Source organism: Brevibacterium sp. 'Marine' (genome assembly GCF_012844365.1).
Lineage (GTDB): Bacteria > Actinomycetota > Actinomycetes > Actinomycetales > Brevibacteriaceae > Brevibacterium.
This window is the reverse complement of record NZ_CP051626.1, coordinates 170,849-185,903: the sequence shown is the minus strand read 5'-3', so window position 1 is coordinate 185,903 and position 15,055 is coordinate 170,849. Positions and strand designations below refer to the sequence as shown.

Sequence of the window (15,055 nt, the reverse complement as noted above, 5' to 3'; positions counted from 1 at the left end):
GGACTCTCCGGTCGGTCAACCGACCGCCGGCCGCACGTGCCGTCCGCTGACCGCTGTCGACGGTGACACGAGTTTCTCTGCAGAAAAGGACTTCCCGTGGCTTCCATTCTCACGCGCTCGGCGATCGTCGCGCCGAAGAACTTCAACCGGTGGCTGATCCCACCGGCCGCTCTGGCCATCCACCTGTGCATCGGCCAGGTCTACGCATTCAGCGTCTTCAAGATCCCGTTCATGTCCCACTTCGACACCGGCGAGGTCTCGATCGGCTGGATCTTCTCGATCGCGATCCTCATGCTCGGCATCTCCTCGGCCGTCTTCGGCCCCTGGGTGGAGAAGAACGGCCCGCGCGCCTCGATGGTCGCCGCCGGTACCTGCTGGGTCGTCGGCTTCTTCGTCGCCTCGCTCGGCATCATGACCGGTCAGCTGTGGCTGGTCTACCTCGGCTACGGCGTCATCGGCGGAATCGGTCTGGGCATCGGCTACATCTCCCCGGTCTCGACCCTGATGAAATGGTTCCCGGACCGCCCCGGACTGGCCACGGGACTGGCCATCATGGGCTTCGGCGGCGGAGCGCTCATCGCCAGCCCGATGTCGAACCAGCTCATGGCCCTCTACGGCGGCGGCGCCGATCCCGAACACCTCGTCGCGGGCCTGACCCCGACCTTCGTCACCCTCGGCATCGTCTACGCCGTAGTCATCGCCGCCGGCGCCTTCGTCATCCGCGTCCCCCACCCCGAGTGGACCCCGAAGGGCTTCGACCCGTCACAGGTCAAGGCGAAGCCGATGCAGACGAAGGGCAACGTCTCCGTCCGCAACGCCATCCGCACACCGCAGTTCTGGCTGCTGTGGGCCGTCCTCTTCCTCAACGTCACCGCGGGCATCGGCATCCTCGAGAACGCCGCCCCGATGATCCAGTCCTACTTCGGCATCACCGCCGCCGCGGCCGCCGGCTTCGTCGGCCTGCTCTCCATCGGCAACATGGGCGGACGATTCATCTGGTCGACGACGTCGGACTACCTCGGCCGGAAGAACAACTACATGCTCTACCTCGGCGTCGGAGCGATCCTCTACCTCCTCGTCGCGCTCTTCGGCGGCGATTCGCTCATCCTCTTCGTGCTGGCCACACTGGTCATCATCTCCTTCTACGGCGGCGGATTCGCCACCGTGCCCGCCTACCTCAAGGACCTCTTCGGCGTCTACCAGGTCGGAGCCATCCACGGCGCCCTGCTCACCGCCTGGTCGGCAGCCGGTGTCGCCGGTCCGCTCATCGTCAACTCCGTCGTCGAGGCGGGAGAAGCAGCAGGGAAGGAAGGCCCCGCGCTCTACACTCCGGGAATGTTCATCATGGTCGGCGCGCTGGTCATCGGCTTCATCGCCAATGCCCTCATCCGCCCGGTCAGCGAGAAGCACTTCGAACGCGAAGAGGACGTCAAGGCCAAGCAGGCCGCCGCCCTCGAAGAGAACTGAAGGAAGGATCACGATCATGAATGATTCGACTCCCGTCGCCCATGTTCCCGACTCCGGCTCACCGCAGTCGCCGGTCGGCGGTGCCTACAAGTCCGTCGGCTCCGTCCTCACCGTCGTCGTGGTCGGAGGTCTCCTCTGGGGCCTGTCCCTGACCGTGATCAAGGCCGTCGCGATCTTCACAGGCTGAATCCCTCGCCGAGGCGGCCCTGACGCAGCCGCGAACCCGCCGTTCTCAGCACTCGACCCACAGAATCGAAGCCTCGCCTCAGCCGCGCCACAGCCCAGCCACAGCGTGCGGGTGCTGAATAGGAGTCATCAGGAACTCCTCCTCAGCAGAGAAAGGCACGACCATGAACGAGTCGAGGCGCACGAAGTCAGCACACACGGCGGCCGGCGCTGGGCACAACGGTGAGAACGCATTCGACACCGGGACGGCTGCGACAGCCGCCACCCGATCCCGCCCCCGCAGGCGTCGACTCGCCCTGGCCGTCATCGGAGCGGCAGCGGCGCTGGCGCTGAGCATCGGAACGGCCGCGGGTCAGCCGGCTGCCGCTGCGGCACACACTCACACGGTCGCGGCCGGGACCACCCAGTCGGCCATCCCCTTCACCGGGCAGCCGAGCAACCCCGGCCGGGGAGGCAGCGGCGGCCAGGGAGGCAGCCAGGGCGGATACTCCGAAGGCACCGCTCCCGGCGGCGGCTCGCAGTCGCCTGACACCGGGCAGGGCAGCGACGGTTCGTCCCAGCAGGAGGCCAGCCCGGCCAGTGCGAAGGAGTCGACCGGCGTCGTCCTCATCGATACCCAGCTCGGCTATGAGAACGCCGAGGCGGCCGGCACCGGCATGGTGCTGAGCAAGGACGGTCTGGTGCTGACGAACAACCACGTCATCGCCGATTCGACGAAGATCTCCGTCACTGTCGCCACGACCGGCAAGACCTACGAGGCTTCCGTCGTCGGTTCGGATTCGACGAAGGACGTGGCCGTGCTCAAGCTCAAGGACGCCTCGGACCTGCAGACGGCGACGATCGACGACGACTCCGTCTCGGTCGGCGACGACGTCACCGCCGTCGGCAACTCCGAGGGCGGCGGAGTGCTGCAGGCCGCCGACGGCTCCGTCACCGACCTCGGCGCTTCGGTCACCACCACCGCGCAGGGCACCGAGGATTCGGAGACGCTCGATGACATGATCCAGGTCCAGGCCGATATCGTCTCCGGGGATTCCGGCGGTGCGCTGCTCGATGACGAAGGCGAGGTCGTCGGCATGAACACCGCGGCCTCCTCCGGCAGTGCTGTGGTCACCGGCTACGCCATTCCCATCGAGTCGGCGCTGACGACCGCCGAATCGATCATCGACGGACAGCAGACGGCCACGAACACGCTCGGATATCCGGCGTTCCTCGGCATCGGGGTCCAGCAGGATTCGCAGAGCGGACAGTCGGGCCAGTCAGGTCAGGGCAGCCAGTCCATCCAGCCGGGAGACGGCAGTTCGAACGGCCAGTCGGGCGCATCGTCGCAGACCGCGGGTGCCGCCGTCGCGGGAGTCTACGAGGACACTCCGGCCGCCGAGGCGGGACTGACCGCCGGCGACACGATCACGAAGATCGGCTCGACCCAGGTCACCGACGGCAACTCGTTGTCCGAGGCCATCGCCGAGCACAAGCCCGGAGACACCGTGTCCGTGACGTGGACGGACGCCGACGGTCAGACCCACACCGCCGAGGTGACCCTGACCGAGGGTCCCGCGGCCTGACGAGGAGATTGCCCGACCGCCGCGGGCGAGACGTAAGATCGGGCCATGCCCGGACACGAAGACGCCTCGCCCGCAGAGCGGTCGCCCCGCCCCCGGCTGGGCCGGGGGCGCCTCGACTGGCCGACGATCCTGCGCAATATCGCCCTCGCTCTCGCCCTGCTGGCAGGAGTGTGGGCGGTCTTCAACGTCCGCCTGCCGTCGGTCGATGTGCTGCAGGACGATATCGCAGCCGCCGGATTCTGGGGCTTCGCCGTCTTCGTCCTCATCTATATGGGCGTCGCAGCCACCCCGATCCCCGTGACGATCATGGCCACAGCGGGAGGCCTCATCTACGGCCTGCCGTTCGGCACCATCCTGTCGATGGTCGGAGTCGTCGGGGGCTGCTGGATCGGCTACTGGATCGCCCGGGCACTGGGCCGGGACACCGTGCTGCGGCTGCTCGGCTCACACGCAGAATCGGTCGAATCCCGGCTCACCGGCGGTGGGTTCTACGCGGTGTGCACCCTGCGCCTCATGCCCGGATTCCCCTATTGGCCGGTCAACTACGGCAGCGGAGCACTCGGCATCGACAACCGCACCTTCCTCTCCGCCACCGTCATCTCGTCCCTGCCGGGCCAGCTCTCACTCGTCGCCGTCGGGGCGTTCATCGGGAACCCGAGCATCCTCAACGGCATCGCCGTGGGCATCTCCTGGGCACTGGTCATCACGCTGACGATCATCACGATGCGCCGCTGGAAGCGCACGCGCGATGCTGAGCAGGCGCAGGCAGAGCCGCCTGAACGTCCTGAGACCTAGCCGAAGTTCGGCTTCCGCCTCTCCTGGAAGGCCCTGAACCCTTCGGCATAGTCCGGGGTCTGCCGCGCCGATTCCTGCAGGGCCGCCTCTTGGGCCAGCACCTCGGCGAGGTTCGGGCGTTCGTCGGCGAGCTTCTGGACGAAGCCCTTCTCCATGGCGAAGGCCTCGGCCGGTCCGGTGACGATCTTCTCCAGCTTCGATTCGACGAAGTCGGTCAGTTCCGCTGCTGGGACCGCACGGGAGACGATCCCGGTGGCGGCCGCCTCGGCGCCGGTCATGAAGTCTCCGGTGATGATGAGGTCCATGGTCCGGTGGTAACCGACCCGGTCGAGGAACACATGGTGGGCACCGGAGTCGAGCATCGCACCGATCGCGGCGAACGGGGATCCGAACTTCGCGTCCTCGGCGGCGACGATGATGTCGGCGGCCGCGGCCACTCCGTACCCGAGCCCGAGTGCCGCCCCCTGGACCTGCGCGATCACGGGGATCGGCAGCGCCCGGATCGCCTGGAAGACGGGGGCGAAGATCTCGGCGAGGAAGGCGTGGGCGTCGTCGGTCTCGACGTCGACGTTCGCGATGTCACGGCCGGAGCAGAAGACCTTGCCCTCCCCGCGGATGACGAGCACGCGCACGTTCGGGACCGCCTCGGCGACCTTGGCCACGGCGGCGGCGATATCGCGGAGGTTGTCCGCGTCGAGGGCGTTGCGGGACTCGGGTCCGTCGAGGACGATCTCGGCGATCGGGCCGCGGTTCTTCAGCTGGATCTCGGTCATGGATGCTCCTTTGCGTGTCCGTGTTGCGGGGATGTCACCAGGTGTAGAAACCCTGCCCGGACTTGCGGCCGAGTTCACCGGCGGCAACTTTGTCCTTCAGTATCTGCGGGGGTGTGAAACGCTCGCCGATCTCTTCGGCGAGGTGCTCGGCGATGCCGAGGCGCACATCGAGCCCGACGATGTCCGTCGTCCTCAGCGGCCCGGCCGGATGCCGGTAGCCCAGAGTCATGGCCCGGTCGATGTCTTCGGCACTGGCGACGCCGTCTTCGACCATCCGCATCGCCTCCAGAGCGAGAGCCACGCCGAGGCGGGAGGAGGCGAATCCGGGCGAGTCCTTCACCGTGATCGCCGTCTTCCCCAGTCCCGTCACCCATTCCTTGGCGACGTCGACGAGCTTCGGATCGGTGTGGGTGCCGACGACGACCTCGACGAGTTCGGACACGGGCACCGGGTTGAAGAAGTGCAGGCCGATGAGCGCCTGCGGCCGCGGCAGGGCTGCGGCGAGCACGTCGATCGACAGCGCCGAGGTGTTCGTGCCGATGCTCGCAGCGGGAGCGTGCTTCGCGATGGTCGCGAGCACCTCCTGTTTGAGTTCGACGAACTCGGGCACGGCTTCGACGACGAGGAGAGCCTCGTCGAGCAGAGTGGGATCACGGTCGACGACGACGGTTCCGGGCACCTCGATGCCCTTGGACCGTGACTTACTCGTCGACGCGTCGATGCGTTCCCGGGCGGCGGCCACGGTGTCGTCGGTGTTCTCGATGACGATGACTCGGGCACCGGCGGTGGCGAAGGCATGCGCGATTCCCGCACCCATCCGTCCGCCGCCGAAGACGCCGACGACGTCGGGGACGCGGGCGGTGGTACCGGCTGCCTCGGTGGGGGTGTCTGTGGTGTCGCTCATGTGTTGTCGCCTTCCTTCGCCGCCTGTTCGGCGGCCTTCTTCGCCTTCTTGGCCTCGCGTTTGGACAGGAACACGTCCATGCGGGCGAACTTCTCGTCTGTTTCGAACAGGACCGCCTGGGCCACATTGTCGATGAGCGGATGCGCCTCTCTCGGGGCGTGGAACGCCGACTTGCTCAGGCGCACGGCCAGGGGTGCGAAGCTCGCGATCCGATCGGCCAGCGCCTGACCGGCGAGTTCGAGGTCCTCGGGGTCGACGACGTCATTGAGCAGACCGATGGCCTTGGCTTCATCGGCCTGCAGGGTCCGTCCGGCCAGGAGGATCTCCTTGGCGCGGGGTTCGCCGACGAGTTCGCGCAGGCGCCACGCGGCTCCGGCTGCGGCGAGGATGCCCAGACCGGTCTCCGGGTTGCCGATCTTCGTCGACGGGGTGCCGATGCGGAAGTCCGCGGCGAAGGCGAGCTCGGCACCGCCGCCCAGCGCGAATCCCTCGATCAGGGCGATGACCGGCATCGGCAGTTCCTGGATGCGGGAGAAGATCTTCGAGTTGATCCCGGCCAGGGCATCATCGCGACGCCGATTGCGCAGCTGCGAGATGTCGGCCCCGGCGGCGAAGACTCCGGAGGTGCCGGTGAGGATCGCAACCTTCGGTTCGGCCTCGAGTTCGGCGCACACGGCGTGGAGAGCATCGACCATCGACTGGTCGATGGCGTTGCGGACCTCGGGCCGGTTGAGTCGGATGATCATCCGGTCGGAATGGCGTTCGATGAGCAGCGGGGAGGCGGAATCGCTCACGCCGCCGGCGCTCACACGCGCTCCAGCAGCAGCGCCGAACCCTGGCCGACGCCCACGCACATGGTCGCCAGGCCCTTCGTCGCCCCGGCCTGTTCCAGACGGTTGAGCAGGGTCAGGGTGATGCGGGTCCCGGAGCAGCCCAGCGGGTGGCCGAGAGCGATCGCTCCGCCGAATCCGTTGACGGTCTCCGGGTCGAGCCCGAGGTCGCCCATGCACGCCAGCGACTGGGAGGCGAAGGCCTCATTGAGTTCGACGGCCTCGAGGTCATCAACGCTCCAGCCGGTGCGTTCGAGCACCTTGCGGGTCGCCGGGACGGGTCCGATGCCCATGATCTCCGGGGACACACCGGCATTGGCACCGGCGACGACCCGGGCGCGCGGGCTCAGACCGTGCTTGTTCGCATAGTCCTCGGACACGAGCACGACGACGGCGGCGCCGTCGTTGAGCGACGAGGAGTTTCCGGCGGTGATGACGCCGCCCGGTCCGTGGATGGGACGCAGCTTGCCGAGCTTCTCCAGCGTCGAATCGCGCGGACCCTCATCGGCGGTGACCTCGCCGACGGGCAGGATCTCACGCTCGAAGCTGCCGGCCTCCTGCGCGGCCAGCGCCTTCTGATGCGACTGGAAGGCGAATTCGTCGAGAGCCTCACGGGTGAGCTGCCACTTCTCGGCGACGCGTTCGGCCGTCTGCGGCATCGACAGGGTCACGTCCTCACCGAAGGCGGGGTTCGTGAACCGCCAGCCGATGGAGGTGTCCCAGGTCCGACCCGGCTTCGACCACGCACGCGAGGGCTTCTCGCTCACCCACGGGGCGCGGGTCATCGATTCGACACCGCCGGCCACGACCACATCGGCGTCTCCGGCGGCGATCATCGCCCGGGCCGTCGTGATCGCGGTCATTCCCGAGGCGCACAGACGGTTGACGGTGAACCCGGGCACGGATTCGGGCAGTCCGGCCAGGAGCACGGCCATGCGGGCGATGTTCCGGTTGTCCTCACCGGCCTGGTTCGCCGAGCCGAGGATGACCTCGTCGATATCGGTCGGGTCGATGCCCGCGCGCTCGACGACGGTCTTCATCGTGGCAGCCACGAGGTCGTCGGGCCGCTGGTCGGCCAGTGCACCCCCGTAGCGTCCGATGGGGGTGCGCAGTCCGTCCAGAATGAATGCCTCGGGCATGGGTCTCCTCGCTGACGAGTTCGGGTAGGTGACATGGTACGGGCTTGCACCCGTTGGTGTGCGGGCTGGCGCCCGGTTGGATTCGGGCCGCTTACGAGTCGAAGTCGACGGTGACTTCGTCGCTGACGGGGAACGTCTGGCAGGTGAGGACGAAGTTCGCCTCGACCTCGGCGTCCTCGAGAGCGTAGTTGCGGACCATGTTGACCTCACCGCCGCAGATCTTCGCGCGGCAGGTTCCGCACACCCCGCCCTTGCAGGCGAACGGCAGATCCGACCGGGATTCCTGTGCGGAGTCGAGGATGGTCTTGCCCTGCGACATCGCCAAGGTGGACCGTTTGCCGTCGAGGATGACCGTGACGTCGCTGGTGGCACCCTCGACGACCTTGTCCGCGTGGACGACCTCCGGCGGCGGTTCGTCGACGTAGAAGAGTTCGAAGTGGATCCTCTCCTTCGGCACGTCGAATTCGGCGAGCACCTTGCGGGCGTCTTCGAGCATGCCGAAGGGTCCGCACAGCCACACATGGTCCATGCTGCCGATCGGGACGATGGCGGTGAGCAGGTCCCGCAGCTTCTCCTCGTCGAGGCGGCCGGAGAAGAGTTCGACATCGCGGGGTTCGCGGGAGAGCACGTGGACGAGGTCGAGCTGCTGGTTGCGGGCGTCCTTGAGGTCGGCGAGCTCCTCGGCGAACATCACGGTGTTCGTGTGCCGGTTGCCGTAGAGCAGAGTCACCGAGGCGTCGGGGTTCGACAGGACGGTCGAGGCGATGGAGAGCATCGGGGTGATTCCCGAGCCTGCGGCGATGCACAGGTGCCGGCCGCCGACGGAGGCATCGGCGCGGAAGCTGCCCGAGGGAGGCTGCACCTCGATGACGTCGCCGGGACGGACCTCGCCCACCAGCCACAGAGAGAAGAGTCCTTCGGGGACTTCGCGCACACCGATGCGCGGGGCGGTTCCGGCCGGGGCGCAGATCGAGTAGGTGCGGCGGTGTTCGGCGCCGTCGATGATGCGGCGCAGGGTCAGTGACTGTCCGGCAGCGAAGTCGAAGAGTTCGCTGTATTCGGCCGGCACATCGAAGGTCACGGCGGCCGAATCCTCGGTGAGGTGGTCGACGGACTTCACGGTCAGCGGGTAGAAAGCCGACCGGGAGAATCCGTCGGCAGGCTCGGTGGCGGGGGCCGCCTCGGCGGTCTGATCGATCGTCTGAGTCATCAGATCTCCTTCACATGGTCGAACGGTTCGAGGCAGTCGTTGCACTGGTACATCGCCTTGCACGCGGTTGCGCCGAACTCGGAGGACAGGCGGACGTTGTCCGATCCGCACAGCACGCAGGTCACGGCGCGGCGGGTGGGCATGAGGGTCAGCGCCACGGGGCCCGTGCGGACGGGGGCGGTTCCGGGTGGGGAGATTCCGGCGTCCTTGAGTGCCTGTCTGCCGCGTTCGGTGATCCAGTCGCTCGTCCAGGCGGGTGTCAGGGACACGCGCACCTCGGCGTCGGGGAATCCGGCCTCGAGGAGTTCGCGCTGCAGGTCATCGCGCATCGTCGCCATCGCCGGGCAGCCCGAATAGGTGGGGGTGATGGTGGTGACGACGTGGCCGTTCTCGATCGTGACGTCGCGCAGCACGCCGAGGTCGAGGAGGGTGAGCATCGGCATCTCGGGGTCGGTCACGCGTTCGGCTGCGGCCCAGGCACGGTCGATCGCCTCGGCGTCGGTGATGCCTTCCGGGCGGGTGCCGGTGTCGGTCGGGTAGGTCTCGAGCATGGCGGTCACCACTGCCCCTCCGGGTGCTCGCGGGCGACGACCTGCATCTCGGCGAGCAGCTTCGACAGGGCCTCGGTGTGGAGTCCGTCGCGGCCCTTGCCACCGTGGACGCCGACTCCGGCCAGACCGCCGCGTTCGGGCCGGTCGATTCCGGCCGCGGCGAACACCTGGTCGAGGATGACGGATGCCTCGTCGGCCACCGTCGCGGGGTCGACGCCGATTCCGGCTTCGGCCACGGCAGTCTCGACCGGGTGGGTCTCGAAGAGTTCGGACCACAGCGGCCACAGGCCGTTCAGTGCGGCGACCAGGCGGGATCGCGATTCCTCAGTCCCGCGGGCCAGGGTCACGACCCAGCGTCCGGCGAAGTCGCGGTGGTAGGACATCTCCTTCACACCCTTGGCCGCGATGGCTGAGAGCACGGTGTCGCGGCTGCTCGAGAGGCGTTCGAAGATCGACAGGCGCCAGGTGGAGTAGATGAGGATCTTCGCGACCGCCTCGGCGAAGTCGCCGTTGGGAACCTCGGCCAGGCGGACATTGCGGAAGCCCAGGTCGTTGCGGAAGTACGCGAGCCGGTCCTCATCGGGCACCGGGGAGCCGGCGGGCAGTTCGGGCACGAGCTGCGGATCGGCGGCTGCGGCGCGGGCGAGCAGGAGACGCGCCTGACCGAGGAGGTCGAGGGCGATGTTCGCCAGCGCGATGTCCTCTTCGAGGTCCGGGGCGTTCGAGCACCATTCGGAGATCCGCTGGCTGAAGACGAGCGCGTCATCGCCGAGCATGAGGCAGTACGCGCCGAGGTCCTCGGGATCGACGCCGTCGGGCACGGTCGTGTCGACGCCGGCCAGGGGGTCTTCGAAGTCGGTGCCGAAGGCCCAGTTCGCGTCGTTGACGAGCAGTCCGGAGTACGCGTTGTCGTGGTCGCCGTGGTCGACGTTCGTGCCGGCTTCGTCGTGTTCGACGTGGATGGTGGGTTCGTTGTTCGCAGTCATCTCTCGCCCCTTCTCACATATGGGGGACATCGGCGGGGATGTCGTAGAAGGTCGGGTGGCGGTAGACCTTGTCGCCGCTGGGGGCGAACATCGGGTCCTTCTCGTCCGGGCTTGAGGCCGTGATGTCGGAGGCGCGGACGACCCAGATGCTCACGCCTTCGTTGCGTCGGGTGTAGACGTCGCGGGCGTGATGGACGGCCATCTGGTCGTCGGCGGCGTGCAGGGATCCGACGTGGACGTGGTTGAGTCCGCGCTTGCCGCGCACGAAGACCTCGTACAGCGGCCATTCTCCGCGGGTCGAGCCCGCAGTCGAATTGTCCTTCGCCGAGGTGGGGCCGGGGTTGGTCTCGGTCATTTCGCTGCCTCCTCAGGCGTGGTGGTGTCGACGCCGGCGGCGGGAGTCTCGTCGGCCGCCGCCTCGGCGGTCTGGTTCTCGGCGAAGGCGAGCGCGGCTTCGCGTACCCACGCCCCTTCGTCCCAGGCGCGCTTGCGGTGGGTCAGGCGCTGTTCGTTGCAGGGTCCGTCGCCCTTGACGACGGCCCAGAACTCGTCCCAATTCGGGGTGGAGAAGTCGTAGTGTCCGCGTTCTTCGTTCCACTTGAGGAACTCATCGGGGAACGTCACGCCGAGGGCTTCGGCCTGCGGGACGGACATATCGACGAACTTCTGGCGCAGCTCGTCGTTCGTGTGGGTCTTGATGCCCCAGATCATCGACTGTTCGGTGTTCGGGGAGTTGTCGTCGGGCGGGCCGAACATCATCAGTGCCGGCCACCAGAAGCGGTTGACGGATTCCTGGACCATCTCGCGCTGGGCGTCGGTGCCGCGCATCATCGTCATGAGCAGTTCGTAGCCCTGGCGTTGGTGGAAGGACTCTTCTTTGCAGATGCGGATCATCGCGCGGCCGTAGGGGCCGAAGGAGGTCCGGCACAGCGGCACCTGGTTGCAGATGGCCGCCCCGTCGACGAGCCAGCCGATCGTGCCGACATCGGTGTAGGACAGGGTCGGGTAGTTGAAGATCGAGGAGTACTTCTGTTTGCCGGCGACGAGCTTCTCGGTGAGCTCGTTGCGCGTGGCGCCCAGGGTTTCGGCGGCCGAGTAGAGGTAGAGGCCGTGTCCGGCTTCGTCCTGGACCTTCGCCAGCAGGATCGCCTTGCGCCGCAGGGAGGGCGCGCGGGAGATCCAGTTGCCTTCGGGCTGCATGCCGATGATCTCCGAGTGCGCGTGCTGCGCGACCTGGCGGATGAGCGTCTTACGGTAGGCCTCGGGCATCCAGTCCCGGGGTTCGATCCGATCCTTGGCCTCGATCGTGGCGTCGAACTGCTCCTGCAGCTGCGCCTCGTCGAACCGGTTGTCGTTCACTTGAGTTGTCATGACCACTCCGCCCTTGGATGTGCCCTTGTCAGGACCTGCCTCGGTCAGCGGCTGCCGACCTCGAATCGGTCCGACCATCGTCAGACCTCTGGCCCAGGGCATCCATTTACTGACCATTTGTTCTGTATTGTTGCCACCAGTGTCGCACACCCCTCGCCGGGGCGCAATGCCACCCGCAACGGAGCCGCTCAGCCCCGCCGCGTCGCCGAGTCGCCCCTCTGCTCAGCGGCGCCCGCCGAATTCAGGTCAGCGTCGGATACTTTCGGCGCCGGAAAATGTCCGCTAGCGACCTATATTTCTCGGCAGCCATCCGATGGCGACCTATTCCCGCCCGGGCTTGACTATGCGTGCGCAATTCGCAGGCCGAACCACCCCGGGACTTGACACCGAAGACGATCGGCACGATATTTATTGACCAGATGGTCGTTTATTCTCCGACGGGCTGACCGTCCGGGATCACGGGGAACTCTCACCGTCGTCCACACACAGCGGCGCAGGCGCTCCTCGTGCACCGGCGCCCGAACCCGCGACTCGAGGAGGAGCCGAGCATGGGACAGCCCGCCCACGATACGACAACCGCGGAGTCGGAGACACCGAACGGCTTCTCCACCACCGAGGCGGCCACCCCGGTCCCAGAGACCACGACGTCCTCACCCGAGCTCACCGGTGCGGCCGCGATGTTCGCCAATGACCGAGCTTCCCAGCACTTGGGCATCACCGTCGATGACCACGGACCCGGGTGGGCGCAGTGCTCGATGACGGTCACCGAGATCATGACCAACGGCCACGCCATCACCCACGGCGGCTACATCTTCCTCTTCGCCGACACGACCTTCGCGATGGCCTGCAACTATCCCGGATCGATCACGGTCGCCTCCGGCGGCGACATCGACTTCCTCAAACCCACGTACCTCGGTGACGAGCTCGTCGCTCGCGGCCATGAGGTCATCAAGCAGGGCCGCTCGGGCATCTACGACGTCACGGTCACCCGCGGCGACGACATCATCGCCACCTACCGCGGCCGCTCCCGCACGCTGCCCGCCCGCAAGTAGACCCGGCCAACCGCACGACTTCCCGACCCGCGTCCGGCTCCCCGCCGAGCCGGACGACCCCCACCGAACCACCCGTCGACGACCGGACACCGAAGAACGGTGGACCACCTCGGCGGTCTTTGGATCTGACACACAGAAGAGATTCGCAAGGAGACGATGATGACTGAGACCGACCTCGACGCCGGCGAACTGATGAGCCTGGACGAGCTGCGCGCCGACCAGCTGACAAACCTCAAGACCACGGTGACCTCGGTGTACGAACGGGTGCCGTTCTACCGGAAGGCCTTCGACGAACTCGGCGTGACTCCCGCCGACATCACGAGCCTCGATGACATTGCGAAGCTGCCGTTCACGACCAAGCAGGACCTGCGCGACAACTACCCGTTCGGGCTCTTCGCCGTCCCACAGGAGCAGGTCGCGCGCATCCACGCCTCCTCGGGAACGACGGGCCTGCCGACGGTCGTCGGGTACACGATGGGCGATCTCGATCGGTGGGGCAGCCTCATCGCGCGGTCCATCCTCGGTGCCGGCGGCAAGCGCGGACAGATGATGCACAACGCCTACGGCTACGGCCTGTTCACCGGCGGTCTCGGCGTCCACGGGGCCGAGCGCCACGGCTTCACGGTCGTCCCGATCTCCGGCGGTCAGACCCCGCGCCAGGTGCAGCTCATCCAGGACTTCAAGCCGGACATCATCACGGCCACCCCGACCTATCTGCTCACGATCCTCGACGAATTCCACAAGCAGGGCATCGACCCGACCTCGACGAGCCTGAAGACTGCGATCTGCGGTGCCGAGCCGTGGACGGACGAGATGCGCAAGGAGATCGAGAGTTCGTTCAACATCAACGCCGTCGACATCTACGGCCTCTCCGAGGTCATGGGACCGGGTGTGGCCTGCGAGTCCGCGGTGACCAAGGACGGCCCGACGATCTGGGAGGACCACTTCTACCCGGAGATCGTCGACCCCTTCACCGGTGAGGTGCTGCCCGACGGCCAGGAGGGCGAACTCGTCTTCACCTCGCTGACGAAGGAAGCGCTGCCGATCATCCGCTACCGTACGCATGATCTCGCGACCCTGCTGCCGGGCACCGCTCGCCCGAACTTCCGCCGCATCTCGCGCATCACCGGCCGTTCCGATGACCTCATGATCATCCGCGGCGTCAACGTCTACCCCGCGAACGTCGAGACCGTGCTCTTCGAGTTCGCGCCGCTGAGCCCGCACTTCCAGCTCGTCCTCACCCGCCCGGGTCGGATGGACGAGATGACCGTCGAGGTCGAAGCCCGCGACGGCGTCGGCGCCGTCGAGCTCGAGGGTCTCGACAAGCTCGTGGCCGCCCGCATCAAGGAGCGCCTCGGCGTCTCCTGCACCATCGACATCAAGCTGCCCGGCGACCTGCCGCGTTCGGTCGGCAAGATGAAGCGCATCATCGACCGCCGCGAAGGCGTGCGCTGAGATGAGCGCCCCGGATTCGCAGCATGCGCACCGACCTGTGACCGGTATCGCGGCGTGCCGCCCGGCACCTCGTTAGACTGGTGCGCATGCCTGAATCCCCCTCACCTGCGCAGACTTCGCCGGAAGCAGCGGTGACTGCGAACCCGGCCGCCCCCAAACGCTCCCGCCGCGGCCGTCCCGGATACGACCGGGAGACGCTCATCAACAGGGCCACGGAAGTCTTCGTCTCCCGCGGCTACGACGGCACGTCGATGGATACGGTCGCCCGTGAGCTCGGCATCACGAAGTCGGCGATCTATCATCACGTGACGTCGAAGGAAGAGCTGCTGCATCTGGCGATCAGCCGCGGCATCCGCGCGCTCGATTCCGCCGTGGAGACCGAGAGTCTGCGTGAGAACGTCTCCGCACTCGAACGTCTGCGCTTGGCCGTGCGCGCCAGCGTGGTCATCCTCATCGAGTACCACCATTCGGTGACTCTGCTGCTGCGCGTGCGCGGAAACTCAGCCTTGGAACGCGAAGCCCTCGAGGCGCGCCGCAAGATCGATGCGAAGGTCCGAGCCCTCGTCGAGGCGGCCATCGCCGAGGGCGGCCTGCGTTCGGATTTCACTCCCGGGCTCATCACCCGCCTGCTCTTCGGCATGGTCAACTCGATCACCGAGTGGTACCGGCCCAGCTATCCCGTCGACCCCGACACCATCGCCGAGGCGGTCACAACGATGGCCTTCCAGGGGCTGGAGGCCTGAGGGCCTTCACGCCGCCGATCTCTTGGAC

16 protein-coding genes are annotated in these 15,055 nt (G+C 67.2%); 7 read left to right on the top strand and 9 right to left on the bottom strand.

Going from position 1 to position 15,055, the window contains the following annotated elements; genetic code table 11:
• Positions 1-96 precede the first annotated feature (96 nt).
• The 4 genes from HF684_RS00825 to HF684_RS00810 all read left to right on the top strand — a co-directional run bounded on the left by HF684_RS00825 (position 97) and on the right by HF684_RS00810 (position 4,013).
• Complete coding sequence (locus HF684_RS00825) at positions 97-1,467, top strand: OFA family MFS transporter (RefSeq protein WP_169250915.1); 1,371 nt, start codon at positions 97-99, stop codon at positions 1,465-1,467.
• Positions 1,468-1,483: 16 nt separating this feature from the next.
• Complete coding sequence (locus HF684_RS00820; protein ID WP_155807369.1) at positions 1,484-1,654, top strand: hypothetical protein; 171 nt, start codon at positions 1,484-1,486, stop codon at positions 1,652-1,654.
• A gap of 163 nt (positions 1,655-1,817) precedes the next feature.
• The gene (locus tag HF684_RS00815; RefSeq protein WP_169250914.1) at positions 1,818-3,218 is read left to right on the top strand and encodes a trypsin-like peptidase domain-containing protein; all 1,401 of its coding nucleotides are present in this window, start codon (positions 1,818-1,820) and stop codon (positions 3,216-3,218) included.
• 45 nt (positions 3,219-3,263) lie between these two features.
• Positions 3,264-4,013, top strand: coding sequence for a TVP38/TMEM64 family protein (locus HF684_RS00810; RefSeq protein WP_169250913.1), 750 nt, complete (start codon positions 3,264-3,266; stop codon positions 4,011-4,013).
• Here HF684_RS00810 and HF684_RS00805 read toward each other — a convergent pair.
• From HF684_RS00805 to paaA, 9 genes are all read right to left on the bottom strand, one after another.
• Positions 4,010-4,786 carry an enoyl-CoA hydratase/isomerase family protein gene (locus HF684_RS00805; protein WP_169250912.1) on the bottom strand — a complete coding sequence of 259 codons (777 nt, stop codon included), beginning with the start codon at positions 4,784-4,786 and terminating at the stop codon, positions 4,010-4,012. The genes HF684_RS00810 and HF684_RS00805 overlap by 4 nt on opposite strands.
• Before the next feature lie 34 nt (positions 4,787-4,820).
• Positions 4,821-5,690 (bottom strand): 3-hydroxyacyl-CoA dehydrogenase family protein, encoded by an 870-nt coding sequence (locus HF684_RS00800; RefSeq protein WP_169250911.1) that lies wholly within the window; start codon positions 5,688-5,690, stop codon positions 4,821-4,823.
• Positions 5,687-6,436 (bottom strand): enoyl-CoA hydratase/isomerase family protein, encoded by a 750-nt coding sequence (locus HF684_RS00795; protein ID WP_169253707.1) that lies wholly within the window; start codon positions 6,434-6,436, stop codon positions 5,687-5,689. The genes HF684_RS00800 and HF684_RS00795 overlap by 4 nt, the downstream gene beginning before the upstream one ends.
• A 59-nt stretch (positions 6,437-6,495) precedes the next feature.
• Positions 6,496-7,659, bottom strand: coding sequence for a thiolase family protein (locus tag HF684_RS00790; RefSeq protein WP_169250910.1), 1,164 nt, complete (start codon positions 7,657-7,659; stop codon positions 6,496-6,498).
• A gap of 91 nt (positions 7,660-7,750) precedes the next feature.
• Entirely contained in the window at positions 7,751-8,869 is a 1,119-nt protein-coding gene (paaE, locus tag HF684_RS00785) for a 1,2-phenylacetyl-CoA epoxidase subunit PaaE (protein WP_169250909.1), read from the bottom strand.
• A complete protein-coding gene (gene paaD, locus HF684_RS00780) occupies positions 8,869-9,432 on the bottom strand; it encodes a 1,2-phenylacetyl-CoA epoxidase subunit PaaD (protein ID WP_248279057.1) in 564 nt (187 codons plus the stop codon). Before paaD ends, paaE begins: the two co-directional genes overlap by 1 nt.
• Positions 9,426-10,406, bottom strand: coding sequence for a 1,2-phenylacetyl-CoA epoxidase subunit PaaC (gene paaC / locus HF684_RS00775; protein ID WP_169250908.1), 981 nt, complete (start codon positions 10,404-10,406; stop codon positions 9,426-9,428). The genes paaD and paaC overlap by 7 nt, the downstream gene beginning before the upstream one ends.
• A 13-nt stretch (positions 10,407-10,419) precedes the next feature.
• A complete protein-coding gene (paaB, locus tag HF684_RS00770; protein WP_169250907.1) occupies positions 10,420-10,761 on the bottom strand; it encodes a 1,2-phenylacetyl-CoA epoxidase subunit PaaB in 342 nt (113 codons plus the stop codon).
• Complete coding sequence (gene paaA / locus HF684_RS00765; RefSeq protein WP_101555887.1) at positions 10,758-11,777, bottom strand: 1,2-phenylacetyl-CoA epoxidase subunit PaaA; 1,020 nt, start codon at positions 11,775-11,777, stop codon at positions 10,758-10,760. The genes paaB and paaA overlap by 4 nt, the downstream gene beginning before the upstream one ends.
• Before the next feature lie 548 nt (positions 11,778-12,325).
• On the opposite strand from paaA, the gene paaI reads away from it, so the two are divergent.
• The 3 genes from paaI to HF684_RS00750 all read left to right on the top strand — a co-directional run bounded on the left by paaI (position 12,326) and on the right by HF684_RS00750 (position 15,027).
• Positions 12,326-12,829: a hydroxyphenylacetyl-CoA thioesterase PaaI gene (gene paaI, locus HF684_RS00760; protein ID WP_169250906.1), complete on the top strand. Its 504-nt coding sequence runs from the start codon at positions 12,326-12,328 to the stop codon at positions 12,827-12,829.
• 159 nt (positions 12,830-12,988) lie between these two features.
• Positions 12,989-14,284 carry an AMP-binding protein gene (locus HF684_RS00755; RefSeq protein WP_169250905.1) on the top strand — a complete coding sequence of 432 codons (1,296 nt, stop codon included), beginning with the start codon at positions 12,989-12,991 and terminating at the stop codon, positions 14,282-14,284.
• A gap of 86 nt (positions 14,285-14,370) precedes the next feature.
• Positions 14,371-15,027, top strand: a complete 657-nt coding sequence (locus HF684_RS00750) for a TetR/AcrR family transcriptional regulator (RefSeq protein ID WP_169250904.1) — start codon at positions 14,371-14,373, stop codon at positions 15,025-15,027.
• Positions 15,028-15,055: the final 28 nt, after the last annotated feature.

What these genes read in the sequence shown, in the direction of transcription:
- HF684_RS00820 (WP_155807369.1), top strand. Translation starts at nt 1,484, where the DNA reads ATGAATGATTCGACTCCCGTCGCCCATGTTCCCGACTCCGGCTCACCG.
- HF684_RS00815 (WP_169250914.1), top strand. Translation starts at nt 1,818, where the DNA reads ATGAACGAGTCGAGGCGCACGAAGTCAGCACACACGGCGGCCGGCGCT.
- HF684_RS00810 (WP_169250913.1), top strand. Translation starts at nt 3,264, where the DNA reads ATGCCCGGACACGAAGACGCCTCGCCCGCAGAGCGGTCGCCCCGCCCC.
- HF684_RS00805 (WP_169250912.1), bottom strand. Translation starts at nt 4,786, where the DNA reads ATGACCGAGATCCAGCTGAAGAACCGCGGCCCGATCGCCGAGATCGTC.
- HF684_RS00800 (WP_169250911.1), bottom strand. Translation starts at nt 5,690, where the DNA reads ATGAGCGACACCACAGACACCCCCACCGAGGCAGCCGGTACCACCGCC.
- HF684_RS00795 (WP_169253707.1), bottom strand. Translation starts at nt 6,436, where the DNA reads ATGATCATCCGACTCAACCGGCCCGAGGTCCGCAACGCCATCGACCAG.
- HF684_RS00790 (WP_169250910.1), bottom strand. Translation starts at nt 7,659, where the DNA reads ATGCCCGAGGCATTCATTCTGGACGGACTGCGCACCCCCATCGGACGC.
- paaE (WP_169250909.1), bottom strand. Translation starts at nt 8,869, where the DNA reads ATGACTCAGACGATCGATCAGACCGCCGAGGCGGCCCCCGCCACCGAG.
- paaC (WP_169250908.1), bottom strand. Translation starts at nt 10,406, where the DNA reads ATGACTGCGAACAACGAACCCACCATCCACGTCGAACACGACGAAGCC.
- paaB (WP_169250907.1), bottom strand. Translation starts at nt 10,761, where the DNA reads ATGACCGAGACCAACCCCGGCCCCACCTCGGCGAAGGACAATTCGACT.
- paaA (WP_101555887.1), bottom strand. Translation starts at nt 11,777, where the DNA reads ATGACAACTCAAGTGAACGACAACCGGTTCGACGAGGCGCAGCTGCAG.
- paaI (WP_169250906.1), top strand. Translation starts at nt 12,326, where the DNA reads ATGGGACAGCCCGCCCACGATACGACAACCGCGGAGTCGGAGACACCG.
- HF684_RS00755 (WP_169250905.1), top strand. Translation starts at nt 12,989, where the DNA reads ATGACTGAGACCGACCTCGACGCCGGCGAACTGATGAGCCTGGACGAG.
- HF684_RS00750 (WP_169250904.1), top strand. Translation starts at nt 14,371, where the DNA reads ATGCCTGAATCCCCCTCACCTGCGCAGACTTCGCCGGAAGCAGCGGTG.